Origin of the sequence: Micromonospora sp. DH14, from assembly GCF_029809455.1 — a bacterium.
GTDB lineage: Bacteria > Actinomycetota > Actinomycetes > Mycobacteriales > Micromonosporaceae > Micromonospora > Micromonospora parva.
In genome coordinates, this window is the sequence record NZ_JARVKT010000009.1 from 88,298 (window position 1) to 100,275 (window position 11,978).

Sequence of the window (11,978 nt, forward strand, 5' to 3'; positions counted from 1 at the left end):
TCCGGGCCGGCCTGTCGTCCCCAGCCGGCCTGTCGTCCCCAGCCGGCGTGCCCTTCCCGGCCGGCCTGCGGTGACCGGGCCCTCCGAGGAGGTCGGCTCTTCCGGTGCGGCGGGGCCGGAGTCGGTCGTGCCGTCGGTGCGCGTGTTGATCGTGGACGACGACGCACTGGTCCGGGCCGGGCTCTCGATGATCCTCGGCGGTCTGCCGGACCTGACAGTGGTCGGCGAGGCGGCCGACGGTGGCGAGGTGCCGGCGGCCGTCGCCGCGTACGCCCCGGACGTGGTGCTGATGGACATCCGGATGCCCCGGGTCGATGGGCTGACCGCCACCGAGGTGCTGCGTGCCCAGCCGCACCCGCCGGAGGTGCTGGTGCTCACCACCTTCGACGCCGACGAGCAGGTGCTGCGGGCGCTCCGCGCCGGCGCTGCCGGTTTCCTGCTGAAGGACACTCCACCGGCGGAGATCGTGCACGCCGTGCGCCGGGTCGCGGCGGGCGAGGCGACCCTCTCCCCGACGGTGACCCGCACGTTGATCGCCCACGTGACCGCCGCCGTTCCCGGCCCGGTCGGCCCGGACCCGCGCCGGGAACGGGCGCTGCGGCTGATCAACGCGCTCAGCGAGCGGGAGCGGCAGGTGGCGGTCGCGCTGGGGCGGGGTCACACCAACGCGGAGATCGCGGGGGAGTTGTTCATGAGCGTGGCGACGGTGAAGGCGTACGTCTCCCGGCTGCTGACCCGACTGGAGCTGAACAACCGGGTCCAGGTGGCGCTGCTCGTGCACGACGCCGGCCTCGTCTGACGGTCCGTTCCGCGGAGGATCTGCTTACCGGGTACCGGAATTGAACTTTCGGCCAGTGCCCGCCGTACTCCTGACCGAGGATGTCGGTGCGGTGGGTCCGCCGTACCGCTGCCGAACTGCGGGAGGCCTGCCGTGCGAGTTGGTGAGCAGTCGACGGATCCCATCGATCAGGTGCTGGGTGAGGTGCCGATGCCGACACCGCTGACCCCCGAGGATGTCCGGCTCGCGGTCCGGGCGGTGGTCGTGCACACCGCCGAGGAGTGGCCGACCGGGCCGCTGTGCCGCAACGACGGTGCCTCCTATCCGTGCCGCCTGCATCGCTGGGGGCGGCGGGTGTTGGAGACACACGGGCTCAACGAGCGGCAGATCGAGGCGTTGATCCGGCATGGCAACCCGTTCGTGCACGTACCCTTCCCGTTCACGGCGACCGGGCCGTCGCGGCAGCAGGCCGCGCGGGTCGTCCCCCAGGGCGTACGGCCCACCGCTGCTGGCCGGCCGGTGACTCCCCCCGTCACCGCGCCGCGCTGGCCCCGGGCGAGCTGAGCGCGTTACCCCTCCGCCCACCTGACCCGGGGCGACATGACGTCGGCCCGACGCGGAGATTCCCCCTCCGCGTCGGGCCGACGTCGCTCTGGCCGGTCGGCTCAGTCGTTGCCGGCCCCGATGCCGCAGTCCGGTGCGGACCAGCTGGTCGTGTTCGAGCTGTTGTCGCTGTTGTTCTCCCGCCGCGAGTCGACGTGCACGTGGTCGTCGTGGTCGGGGTAGCCCGGCCCGTAGATCCCACTGAAGCCGTTGTTGCGGGCGTTGCGGGCGATCTGGCACAGCGAGGACGTCCGTGAGGTCACGTCGGCCGCGTTGCCGTACAGGTGTTGACTGTCGGACGCGCCGCCGACCTGGTTGTTGCAGGCGCGACTGCGGAAGCCGCTGGACACGTAGAGCGGCTTGTCACCGAGGCCCTTGCGTAGCGCCTCCAGCTTCCACATGGTGCGCAGCGCGTTCTGCTTGGTCTGGCTCGCCGACAGCGGGCCGCCGCTCCACCCGCTCCCGCCGCACCCGTTGTCCATCTCGCTGTAGCTGAAGTGCGCGGGCGTGCAGTCGTTGTCCTGGAGTTGGTAGAGCTTGGCGAAGGTCTGCGGGCCGGCGATGCCGTCGGCGCGCAGCCCGTACGCCTGCTGGAACCGCTTGACCGCGGCGGCGGTCTTGGGCCCATAACGGCCGTCGTTCTCCACGATGTCCCGGTTTCCGGCCCATCCGGCGACCCGGATCTGCAACTGCCGGACGTCGTCGCCGGAACGCCCCTGGGTCAGGGTGCGGTTCCAGGTGTAACAGCCGTCCGCGTGTGCCGCCGGTGCGGCGACCACCGTGGCGATTGCGGCCCCGGGCAGTGCCAGGGCGAATGCGACGGCGGCACGCTTCAAGGTGTTTACGCGCACAGAAGTCCTCCCGATAGGAGAGCGAATGGGGTGGCTCCGGGACATCGACCGAGAAGTCCCGTGATTTCCACCCTCGCACTGATCCGTGCCGTTGGCGGCGATTAACGAGAATCGTGCTCACAATCCGCTGTCCCTGGGTATTGCCTGGGAATTCAGCTGATTTGCGAAACAGCCATTTCCTGCCGATCGGCCTTTCTACGGTCAAGCACACCGAACGTCGCGTTCCGCCACACCGAGGGTGATGTTCCCAGGGTGGCGGCGGCCGGTAACGTCAGCCCGGGCGGCGGACTGGCGGAGGTGCGCGTGGCACGCGGTGGCGTCTTCTGTGTCGAGGGTCAGTGGCACCGGGATCTCAACGAGCGGGGCTCGGTGCTGCCCACCCTGGAGCTGCTGGAGCGGCTGGGCAAGATCCGCTTCATCCACAAGGACGCGGCCACCCGCGACGAGCTGTTCTACTTCCTGGACCGTTGGCTGCTCAAGCAGTACGCCGACCACCGCGTCGGCTTCTTCGCCATGCACGGCGAGCCGAGCCGGCTCTGCCTCACCGACTGGCAGTCGGTCGAGTTGAACGAGGTGGCCGAGCTGATGGCCGGCCGCGCCGAGGGCCGGCGACTCTATTTCGGCAGCTGCTCGGTGCTGCGCGCCTCGGACGCGGTGCTGCGCGAGTTCCTGGAGGTCACCGGAGCCGCGCTGATCTGCGGTTTTACCCGGGAAGTCGACTGGGTCGAATCGGCGGCCTTCGAAACGGTTCTGCTCGACGTGCTCGCCAACGGCCAGCGCCACAACGCCGCCGAGCTGCGGATGGGCTCCGCCCACTGGGCGCCGCTCGCGTCGTACCTCGGTTTCCGGGTGATCTACGCCAACGGTCGGGCCTGGCGTCCGTCCGGTCGTCCCCGGGTGCCCACCCAGGCGGTGCACCGCGCCCCGGCCCGACCCCGCTGACCCGCCGCCGTCGCCGCGCCCGCCCCCTGGTAGGAACGGGGAATGGCACGCAGCATCGCAACGAACACCCGGATCGACCGGGACGGCCTGCTCGACTTCCTCCGGCCGCGGCACCGCGTCCTGCTGATGACCACCCGGGCCGACGGGCGCCCGCAGTCCTCCCCGGTCTCCGCCGGGGTCGACGGGCAGGGGCGGCTGGTCGTGTCCACCTACCCCGAGCGGGCCAAGGTGACCAACATCCGCCGCGACCCCCGGGTCTCGGCCTGTGTGCTCAGCGACGACTGGAACGGCCCGTGGGTGCAGATCGACGGCACCACCGAGGTGCTGGACCTGCCCGAGGCGCTGGAGCCGCTGGTGGATTACTTCCGCAGCATCTCCGGCGAACACCCGGACTGGGACGACTACCGGGCGGCGATGGCGCGCCAGGGCAAGTCGCTGATCCGGGTCACCATCGACGCCTGGGGTCCGATCGCCACCGGTGGCTTCCCGGCCCGCCTCGCCGACTGACCAATGCCGGCCGGCACCCCGTCAGTACGCGACGGTGAAGCGGGCGTTCTGGTGTCGTGGCTGTTCGATCTCGTCGACGATCGCCACCGCCAGGTCCTCGTAGGTGAGCACCGAACGGCCCTGACTGTCGGTGACCGGCTGGTCGGTGCCGGTGCGGTAGTGCCCGGTGCGGGCGCCGGGGTGGAACTCCAGCGGGGGCGGCGAGACATACGTCCAGCTCACCCCGTCGGCGGCGGTGCGGTAGTAGTCCAGCGCCTCCGCCTGGCCCAGCGCCGCGTCCCGGTACTCGGCCGGGAAGTCCGGTTCGTCGAGGATGCGGGTGCCGCCCGGGGTGAGCAGGGTGGACCCGCCGCCCAGGTGGATGATCCGCGGTGCGGCCGCCATCCCGCGCAGCGCGGTCACCAGGTTCTCCGCCGCGTCGCGCCACAGCTCGCGTTCGCCGCCGCCGATCGCCACGACCAGCGCGTCGGCGTCCGGGGCCAGCTCCCGCACACTCCGTTGGCTGGTCGCGTCGCCGGTGACCGTCCGCACCCCGGCCGGCAGGTACGAGGTGGCCTCCGGGCGGCGGACGGCGGCGATCACCCGATGCCCCCGGTCGGCCGCCTCGGCGACGACCCGCGAACCGGCGGTGCCGCCCGCGCCAAACACGACGATGGTGCTCACCGGGTCAGGTTAGGCAGTGGGCCGACCCGGTGTCGGTGGAACGGCGAACCGTCAGTCGACCAGGGCGGCGTAGACGAGCTGGCGCAGCTGGGAGCGCAACGGGTAGGTGCTCGACGGCATCAGCTGGGTGAACAGCAGGGCAGTGATCTCCTCCGCCGGGTCGACCCAGAACGCGGTGCTGGCTACTCCGCCCCAGTAGTACTCGCCGACGCTGCTCGGCAACCGGCTGGGGATCGGGTCGTCGACCACCGCGAAGCCGAGGCCGAACCCGATCCCGTCCAGGGTGGTCTCGGCGAAGCCGCCGGTGGACAGGGTGCCCAGGTCCTGACCACCGGGTAGGTGGTTGCGGGTCATGAGCCGCACCGTGCGCGGCCCGAGCAGCCGGACGCCGTCCAGCTCCCCGCCGCGCAGCAGCAGCGAGGTGAAGCGGTGGTAGTCGGCCGCGCTGGAGATCAGGCCACCGCCGCCGGAGAGCAACGCCGGCTTGCGGAACGCCAGCGACCCGAGGCTGTCGTAGCGGACGGCCCGGCCGCTGCGCGGATCCGGTACGTAGAGCGCGGCCAGCCGCTCGGCCTCGTCGCCCTCCACCCACCAGCGGGTGTCGGTCATGCCCAGCGGGCTGAAGATCCGGTCCGCGAAGAACGCGTCCAGGCTCTGCCCGGAGATCACCTCGACGAGTCGGCCGAGCACGTCGGTGGCGACGGAGTAGCCCCACGCCGTGCCGGGCTGGAACAGCAGCGGCAGCTTGCCGAAGGTCGCGCTGGCGCTGGCCAGGTCCACGTCCGCCGGCGGGTACAGGTCATAGCCGGCGGCCCGGTAGAGACCGTCGACCACCGAGGTCTGCAGGAAGCCGTACGTCAGGCCGGCCGTGTGGGTGAGCAGGTGCCAGACCCGGATCGGCTCCACCGCCGGAACGGTGTACGGCTTGAGCGTCGACCCCTTGGAGTAGACCCGCAGGTCGGCGAACTCGGGCAGCCAGCGGCTGATCTCGTCGGTCAGCTCGAACCGGCCCTCCTCCCACAGCATCATCGCCGCGACCGAGGTGACCGGCTTGGTCATCGAGTAGATCCGCCAGAGGGTGTCGGCCTCGACCGGCGCGCCCGACTCCCGGTCGCGCAGCCCGTACGTCGAGGAGTGCGCCACCTCGCCGCGGCGGGTGACCACCACCTGCCAGCCGGACAGCCGGCCGTCGTCGACGTACCGGCCGAAGTGCTCGTCGATCCGCGCCAGCCGCGCCGGGTCGAAACCGATCTGATCCGGGTCCATGCTCCGAGCCACACTCACGTCGCCGAACCTACTCGCCGGTACAGCGGCGTCGGAAGGGGGCCGGCACCGGCCCGCCGTCCGTCGGGCGTCGGCGGTGCCCACTAGCCTGGCCGGATGCCGGAGTTGACCGAGGACGTGACCTTCCGCAACGACGACTGGTACGGCGAGGAGCTGACCGACCGGCACTTCGTGGGTTGCGAGTTCTTCGGGGTGGACCTGACCGAGGCGGTGAGCAGAGGCGCGGTCTTCACCGGGTGCACGTTCGGCAACGTGGCGTTCAACGCCTCCCGGCATGTCGACTCCGCCTTCACCCGGTGCGTCTTTCGGCGGTGCAACTTCTTCGAGGCCGAGTTCACCGGCTGCAAGCTGGTCGGCAGCACCTTCAGCGAGTGTGATCTGCGTCCGTTGACGGTGGACGGCGGCGACTGGTCCTTCGCCGCGCTGCCCGGCGCCGACCTGCGCGGCGTTCGGCTGACCGGGGTGCGCATGCGCGAGGTGGACCTCACCAGGGCCAATCTGACCGGTGCCACCGTCACTGGTGTCGATCTCTCCGGCGCCCAGCTGACCAACGTCCGGCTCGGCGGCGCCGACCTGCGGGGCAGCGATCTCACCGCGCTCGACCCGACGGTCGTCGAGCGGGCCGGTGCCGTCATCGACGTCGAGCAGGCCGTGACCATCGCGCAGCTGCTCGGTTTCCGGATCGGCTGACGCGTAAGGCGGTCGTGGGCTGCCGAAGTGTCAGTCCGGGCGGGCCATGTTGTCCGACAGCGTCCCGTTGTGGGCTGGACACGTCCGGCCGTCCGGATCTAGCGTGTCGTCCACGCCCGTGTAAACGTGAATCGGCCCACAGTGGACGGTGTGGTCCGCCGCGGTCCAGGACGGCCGGGCGGTGGAGTTGGAGGGGTCGGTGGCGGACGAAGACCGCACGCGGGCTGGTTCGAGGGCTGGCGACGCGCCGCCGAGGCACCGTCCGCGTGCCACGACCGCCGGATTCACCCGCAGCGTGCTGCGCCGCGCCCGGCAGCGGCGGCGCTGGGTGGTGGAGGGAACCGCCGTACTCGTCGGCCTGGTGCTGCTGATCTCGTACCTCAGCTTCTGGTCCGGGCCCGAGCCGGACGACCAGGTGGGTCCGGGCGGCGGCTCCGCCGGGACCGGCCGTTCCCCCGTTCTCCCGGCCGCGGACGGGCGCACCGGTGAGGCGGGGCCGGCCACCCCCGGTCTGCGCCCGCGCCAGCGCCCGCCCTCACCGGACCCGACACCGTCGACCAGCCCGCCCGCCCCGCCGCCGCCACCGGCCAAGCCCGGTGCGCCGGCGCTGTCGGTGAGCCGGGAGGAGATGCCCGCCTCCGTCGACCTCACCGCCGTGGGCGCCCGGGACTGGGTGCACTGGGGGGAGGACGGCGGCGGGTCGACGATCCGCAAGCGCTCCGGCTCCGGCGAGATCGTCGACGGGGGAGGCGCCGGCAGGCGGGTCGGCTGGGACGGCAACCAGGAGTACGTGCGCTGGTCCGACGGCACACCGAACCGGTCGACGAACGGCACCTCCAACGGTGTCTACACCTGCGGTGCCGGCAACGGGTTCAGTCTCGCCGTCGCCGGCAGCGGCGGGCCGCGCACGGTCCATCTCTACGGCGGCATCTGGATGGCACGCGGGCGGCTGGAAGCGCGGCTGTCCACCGGCGGGCCCGCCAGCACCGCGCGACTGGAAGATCCCTACACCAGTCAGAGCGCCCAGTTCACCATCCGCTTCACGCTGCCGAAGGGTGCTCGCCTGTTGCTGAAGTGGACCGTAGAGAAGGTCTTCACGCAGCACTGCGGAAACGTCGGCCTGCAGGCCGTGGCGGTGCGCTGACTGACCGATCCATCGTCGCGCGGGCGGCGGCGGGACAGTTTGTCCGTCGCGGACCGTCGAATGCGACGTAACTTTCTGCTGTCCCCATCCGACCATCCAGTGTGGAGGCAGCGGAAATGAGCAGCAGCACCGCCCACCGCGTCCGTCGTGTCGCTTCGTCCGGCACCGGTGAAGCGTCCGGGGAGGTTCTTCGCGACATTCCCCTGCCGCCGTACGTGACGGGCGAGGACACCCAGTTCGCCGTGCGGGCGGTGGTGGTGCACGCCCCCCGGCGGTGGTCCGGGGGTGTGGTCTGCCGCAACGATGCCAGCCCGCACCCGTGCCGCCTGCACCGCTGGGGCACCCGGGTGCTGGCGCTGCGCGGGCTGCGGGCCGCTGAGATCGCCGCGCTCATCGAGCGGGGCGACCCGACGGCGGTGGTCCCCCCACCGGACCGTCCGGCCTGAGCGCTCGCCGGGCCGGGAGGCGCGGACGCGCCTCCCGGCCGTCGCTCAGCAGGTGATCGGCTTCACCCAGGCACACTCGACGCCCTCCGGGGTGCGCGGCGTCTCCGGCACCGCCGGCGCTGCCACCCGGGCCGCCGACGTCTGTCCCTCGCGGAAACCGGCCAGCGTCACGGCGATCTGGTCCTCCAGCGACTTCACCGACGCCGTCAGGTAGTTGTTCAGCAGGATGGAGAACGCCAGCAGCCGACCGTCGGCGCTGGTGACGTACCCGGAGAGCCCGGAGACACCGGTGAGGCTGCCGGTCTTGGCGTGCACGTTGCCCGCCGCCGGGGTGCCGGCCATCCGGCTGCGCAGGGTGCCGCCGACGAACCGCTCGGGCTGGCCGGCGATCGGCAGCGCCGCGTACCAGGTGGCGAACCATGGTTCGGCGCGGACGGCGCTGAGTAGGTCGACGAACTCCGTCGCCGGGACGAGGTTGCGCCGGGACAACCCCGAGCCGTCCCGCTGGCGCAGCTTCCCGGTGTCCATCCCGGTGTCGGCCACGTACTCGCTGATCGCGGTGAGGCCGGCCGTCCACGTTCCCGACCCGGAGAGCACCCGACCGATCTCCTTGGTCAACACCTCGGCGTGCCCGTTGTTGGAGAGCTTGAGGAACGGTGTCATCAGCTCGCCCAGGCTCATCGAGTCGTGTCGCGCCACCTGATCGGCCGCCTCCGGGGTGGGCTGGCCGAGCACGGTCCGGCCGAGCACCCGGACGCCGTGTCGGTGCAGCGCCGCCCGGAACACGTCGGCCGCGTAGCCGGTGGGTTCCCAGACGGTGACCCAGTCGCTGGCCGGCTCGTCGCCGACGGCGATCTGACCGGTCACCACGACGGTGTTGCCGCCGTGTTCGCGCTCGATCGAGATGGAGGTCTCGCCGCTGCTGACCGTCTCGGCGCGGTTGTCGATCCGGACGTATCCGGTGGCGGGGGTGGTGGTCACCACCGGCGGGGCGCCGGCCCGGTCGGCCGGCGCGGCGTGCACGATCACCGTGCCCGCGTCGTAGTCGGTGTCCGGGGCGACGGTCAGCGCGGAGACCGGGGCGGCGTAGTAGTAGGGCTCGTCGTCCCAGGTCCAGTCGGGGCCGAGCCGGGTGCGGTCGTAGCGGGTGTCGTCGGCGACCAGGTTGCCGGTGACCACCCGTACGCCGTCGGCGGCGACCTGCGCGGCGAGCGCGTCGTAGTCGGCGGCGAGCATTGTCGGGTCGCCTCCGCCGTGCAGGTAGAGGTTGCCGGAGAGCAGGCCCGCGCGACGCTTGCCGCTGGCGCGGACGTCGGTGGTGAAGCGGTGACCGGGACCGAGCAGCTCAAGGGCCGCGGTCGAGGTCAGCAGCTTGGTGTTGGACGCCGGGATCAGCCGGCGGTCGCCGTTGCGGTCGTAGAGCGTCTGCCCCGTGCCGGTGTCGACCACGACCACCGAGGCCTGCGCGCCGCTCAGCCGGCTGTCGGCGAGGATCGTGTCGATGGTGGCGCGCAGCTGGGTCGTCGCCGGGGTGGGCGACTCGGCCGTGGCGCCGGGCGCGGCGGCGGTGGCCGCGATGGCGACCAGCGCCAGCAGCGCGAGGGCCCGGGGAAAGTGACGACGATGCATGTGCTGATGCTGCCACGGAGATATTCGCCGGAAAAGATCCCCGGGCGAAAGATATTGCCGTAGCTGACTATTTCGGCCCGCCGACCGATTTCTCGTGACCACCCCAGTAGTGCCGCTGCGCCCCCATCAGCAGTGGTGCGACCAACGCGGCGAGCGCCCCGCCGAGCAGCGGGAAGACGATGAACACCCAGAGCTGCCGCAGCGCCACGCCGCCCTCGAAGACCGCCGGGCCGAACGCGCGGGCCGGGTTGACCGCCGCACCGGTGAGCGTCACGCCCACCAGTTGGGTGGTGGCCAGCGCCAACCCGATGGCCAGTCCGGCGGTGCCCGGATTCTCGCTCCGACTCGTCACCACCAGCACGACCAGCACGAAGAGGAAGGTCAGGACGACCTCCAGCACGGCAGCGCCGCCCCGGTTGATGTGCGCGCCGTAGCCGTTCGCGCCCAGGGCCCCGGTCTGGTCCGCGACGTCACCCCATCGGGTGAGCGCCCACAACACGAAGGCCGCGATGGTCGCGCCGACGAACTGCGCGATCCAGTACGCCACCGCCCCGAGTAACGAGATCTTTCCGGAGAGCAGCACACCGAGCGTCACCGCCGGGTTGACGTGGCTGCCGGAGAGTGGGCCGATCGTGTAGACCAGGGCCACCATCACGAACCCGAAGGCCAGCGCCACCACCACCACGCCGCCCTGGACCCGGGCGGCGACCGCACTGCCCACGCCGAAGAACACCAGCAACAGTGTGCCGAGGAGTTCGGCCGCGTACCGACGGAAGTCGCTCATTCACTCAGCGTAGGTGCAGGTCAGGCGGTCATTGCCGAAAGTCTGTGATCGGCGCGACGGCCGAACGCGGGCACACCGGCGCCGACCACGGTGTTGCACACCAGGTGGACACCCACTCAGCGGACGTCGTGGTGATCGGCGCCGGTCAGGCCGGCCTGAGTGCCGGCTACCACCTGCACCGGACCGGTTTCGCCCCCGGCAGTGGCTTCGTCATCCTCGACGCCGACAACGGGCCCGGCGGCGCGTGGCAGCACCGCTGGCCGACGCTGGTCTTCGACAGGGTGCACGGCTTCCACGACCTGCCCGGCCTGCCGCTCCCGCCCGCCGATCCGCACCGCCCGGCAGCTGAGCAGGTCAGCGCCTACTTCGCCGCGTACGAGAGGGCCTTCGACCTGCCGGTGCGGCGGCCGGTGCGGGTCCGGGCGGTGCGTTCCCGCCCGGACGGGCGGCTGGACGTGCACACCGACCAGGACCGGTGGATCGCTCGGGCTCTCATCAACGCCACCGGCACCTGGACGCGGCCGTTCTGGCCGCACTACCCGGGCCGGTCGACGTTCCGGGGACGGCAGCTGCACACCGCCGACTATCGGGGGCCGGCCGAGTTCACCGGCCTTCGCGTGGTGGTCGTCGGCGGCGGCACCTCGGCCGTGCAACTGCTCGGTGAGGTCTCCACCGTCGCGGCGGCCACCACCTGGGTGACCCGTCGACCGCCGGAGTTCCGCGACGAGGAGTTCGGCCCGGAGTTGGGCCGCGCCGCGGTGGCCCGGGTGGACGAGGCGGTACGGGAAGGCCGCCCACCGGGAAGCGTGGTGGGCGTGACCGGGCTGCCGGTCACCCCCGAGGTACGCCGACTGCGCGAGCGCGGTGTCCTCGACCGGCTACCCGTGTTCGACCGGATCACACCCGACGGGGTGGCCTGGGCGGACGGGCGGAACGTGTCGGCGGACGTGATCCTCTGGTGCACCGGCTTCCGCGCGGCCATCGACCATCTCGCCCCGCTGGGCCTACGCGCGCCGGGCGGCGGTATCACGATGGACGGCACCCGGGTCGTCGCCGACCCGCGGGTTCACCTGGTCGGTTACGGCCCCTCGGCCAGCACGATCGGCGCCAACCGGGCCGGCCGCGCGGCGGTCAACGAGATTCGCGCGTGGCTGGCCCCGGCCGCCGCTCTCCACTGATCCGGCTCTATTTGACGGATGGTCCGCCAGCGGGCACGGTGGGAGTGACGGGGCCGTCAGCTGCCCCGATCTGATGCGACGGCGATGACCGTTCGCCCCTCTGTCGCCTCCCACGCGTGCTCGTACGCGGGCCCGACTGTCCGGTCCGTGCCGTATCCGACCGCGAGCCGAGAATCCACGAGGAGTTCCACTCATGCTCACCATGACCGATAACGCCGTGCTCGTCATTCGTGACCTCGCCAATCAGCAGGACGTCGCCCAGGACGGTGGGGTGCGAATCGCCGCCGACGCCGAGGCCGGCTCGCTCACCGTCGAGCTGGTGCCCGAGCCGGTGCAGGGCGATCGGGTGGTCGACAACCAGGGCGCTCGGATCTTCCTGGACGAGGACGCCGCCGAGCTGCTCGGTGACGCGTCGGTGGACGCCACCGTCGACGACGAGGGCGTCATCCAGTTCGGCTTCACCGAGAGGCAGTAGCACC

Annotated in this window: 14 protein-coding genes; 9 read left to right on the forward strand and 5 right to left on the reverse strand. The window is 71.8% G+C overall.

The window, feature by feature from the left end; all coding sequences use genetic code 11:
- Positions 1 to 127: 127 nt before the first annotated feature.
- Positions 128 to 799, forward strand: coding sequence for a response regulator transcription factor (locus QCZ28_RS14385; RefSeq protein ID WP_279517129.1), 672 nt, complete (start codon positions 128 to 130; stop codon positions 797 to 799).
- Between the two features lie 132 nt (positions 800 to 931).
- Positions 932 to 1,342, forward strand: coding sequence for a hypothetical protein (locus tag QCZ28_RS14390; RefSeq protein ID WP_279517130.1), 411 nt, complete (start codon positions 932 to 934; stop codon positions 1,340 to 1,342).
- Positions 1,343 to 1,443: 101 nt separating this feature from the next.
- Here the strand turns inward: QCZ28_RS14390 and QCZ28_RS14395 are convergent, their stop codons facing one another.
- Entirely contained in the window at positions 1,444 to 2,232 is a 789-nt protein-coding gene (locus QCZ28_RS14395) for a D-Ala-D-Ala carboxypeptidase family metallohydrolase (RefSeq protein WP_279517131.1), read from the reverse strand.
- Between the two features lie 303 nt (positions 2,233 to 2,535).
- Between QCZ28_RS14395 and QCZ28_RS14400 the strand changes: the two genes are divergently transcribed.
- On the forward strand, positions 2,536 to 3,174 hold the full coding sequence (locus tag QCZ28_RS14400) for a DUF6642 family protein (RefSeq protein WP_279517132.1): 639 nt from the start codon (positions 2,536 to 2,538) through the stop codon (positions 3,172 to 3,174).
- A 42-nt stretch (positions 3,175 to 3,216) separates the two neighbouring features.
- Positions 3,217 to 3,681 carry a PPOX class F420-dependent oxidoreductase gene (locus QCZ28_RS14405; protein WP_279517133.1) on the forward strand — a complete coding sequence of 155 codons (465 nt, stop codon included), beginning with the start codon at positions 3,217 to 3,219 and terminating at the stop codon, positions 3,679 to 3,681.
- A gap of 21 nt (positions 3,682 to 3,702) precedes the next feature.
- Here QCZ28_RS14405 and QCZ28_RS14410 read toward each other — a convergent pair whose 3' ends face one another.
- Positions 3,703 to 4,344, reverse strand: coding sequence for an NAD(P)H-binding protein (locus QCZ28_RS14410; RefSeq protein ID WP_279517134.1), 642 nt, complete (start codon positions 4,342 to 4,344; stop codon positions 3,703 to 3,705).
- Positions 4,345 to 4,395: 51 nt separating this feature from the next.
- On the reverse strand, positions 4,396 to 5,628 hold the full coding sequence (locus QCZ28_RS14415; protein WP_279517135.1) for a serine hydrolase: 1,233 nt from the start codon (positions 5,626 to 5,628) through the stop codon (positions 4,396 to 4,398).
- 96 nt (positions 5,629 to 5,724) lie between these two features.
- Here QCZ28_RS14415 and QCZ28_RS14420 point away from each other — a divergent pair, with 96 nt between their 5' ends.
- The 3 genes from QCZ28_RS14420 to QCZ28_RS14430 all read left to right on the forward strand — a co-directional run bounded on the left by QCZ28_RS14420 (position 5,725) and on the right by QCZ28_RS14430 (position 7,908).
- Entirely contained in the window at positions 5,725 to 6,318 is a 594-nt protein-coding gene (locus QCZ28_RS14420) for a pentapeptide repeat-containing protein (RefSeq protein WP_279517136.1), read from the forward strand.
- Positions 6,319 to 6,517: 199 nt separating this feature from the next.
- The gene (locus tag QCZ28_RS14425; protein ID WP_279517137.1) at positions 6,518 to 7,462 is read left to right on the forward strand and encodes a hypothetical protein; all 945 of its coding nucleotides are present in this window, start codon (positions 6,518 to 6,520) and stop codon (positions 7,460 to 7,462) included.
- 116 nt (positions 7,463 to 7,578) lie between these two features.
- Positions 7,579 to 7,908, forward strand: coding sequence for a hypothetical protein (locus QCZ28_RS14430; RefSeq protein WP_279517138.1), 330 nt, complete (start codon positions 7,579 to 7,581; stop codon positions 7,906 to 7,908).
- A 45-nt stretch (positions 7,909 to 7,953) separates the two neighbouring features.
- On the opposite strand, the gene dacB is transcribed toward QCZ28_RS14430, so the two are convergent.
- On the reverse strand, positions 7,954 to 9,537 hold the full coding sequence (dacB, locus tag QCZ28_RS14435) for a D-alanyl-D-alanine carboxypeptidase/D-alanyl-D-alanine-endopeptidase (RefSeq protein ID WP_279517139.1): 1,584 nt from the start codon (positions 9,535 to 9,537) through the stop codon (positions 7,954 to 7,956).
- 67 nt (positions 9,538 to 9,604) lie between these two features.
- The gene (locus QCZ28_RS14440; RefSeq protein ID WP_279517140.1) at positions 9,605 to 10,321 is read right to left on the reverse strand and encodes an aquaporin; all 717 of its coding nucleotides are present in this window, start codon (positions 10,319 to 10,321) and stop codon (positions 9,605 to 9,607) included.
- 104 nt (positions 10,322 to 10,425) lie between these two features.
- Between QCZ28_RS14440 and QCZ28_RS14445 the strand changes: the two genes are divergently transcribed.
- Both QCZ28_RS14445 and QCZ28_RS14450 read left to right on the forward strand, forming a co-directional pair.
- On the forward strand, positions 10,426 to 11,499 hold the full coding sequence (locus QCZ28_RS14445; RefSeq protein WP_279517141.1) for an NAD(P)-binding domain-containing protein: 1,074 nt from the start codon (positions 10,426 to 10,428) through the stop codon (positions 11,497 to 11,499).
- Between the two features lie 193 nt (positions 11,500 to 11,692).
- Positions 11,693 to 11,974 carry an adhesin gene (locus QCZ28_RS14450; RefSeq protein ID WP_279517142.1) on the forward strand — a complete coding sequence of 94 codons (282 nt, stop codon included), beginning with the start codon at positions 11,693 to 11,695 and terminating at the stop codon, positions 11,972 to 11,974.
- Positions 11,975 to 11,978: the final 4 nt, after the last annotated feature.

Bases quoted from the DNA above. Each gene is read 5' to 3' on its own strand.
- QCZ28_RS14420 (WP_279517136.1), top strand. From the start codon at position 5,725: ATGCCGGAGTTGACCGAGGACGTGACCTTCCGCAACGACGACTGGTAC.
- QCZ28_RS14405 (WP_279517133.1), top strand. From the start codon at position 3,217: ATGGCACGCAGCATCGCAACGAACACCCGGATCGACCGGGACGGCCTG.
- QCZ28_RS14430 (WP_279517138.1), top strand. From the start codon at position 7,579: ATGAGCAGCAGCACCGCCCACCGCGTCCGTCGTGTCGCTTCGTCCGGC.
- QCZ28_RS14440 (WP_279517140.1), bottom strand. From the start codon at position 10,321: ATGAGCGACTTCCGTCGGTACGCGGCCGAACTCCTCGGCACACTGTTG.
- QCZ28_RS14450 (WP_279517142.1), top strand. From the start codon at position 11,693: ATGCTCACCATGACCGATAACGCCGTGCTCGTCATTCGTGACCTCGCC.
- dacB (WP_279517139.1), bottom strand. From the start codon at position 9,537: ATGCATCGTCGTCACTTTCCCCGGGCCCTCGCGCTGCTGGCGCTGGTC.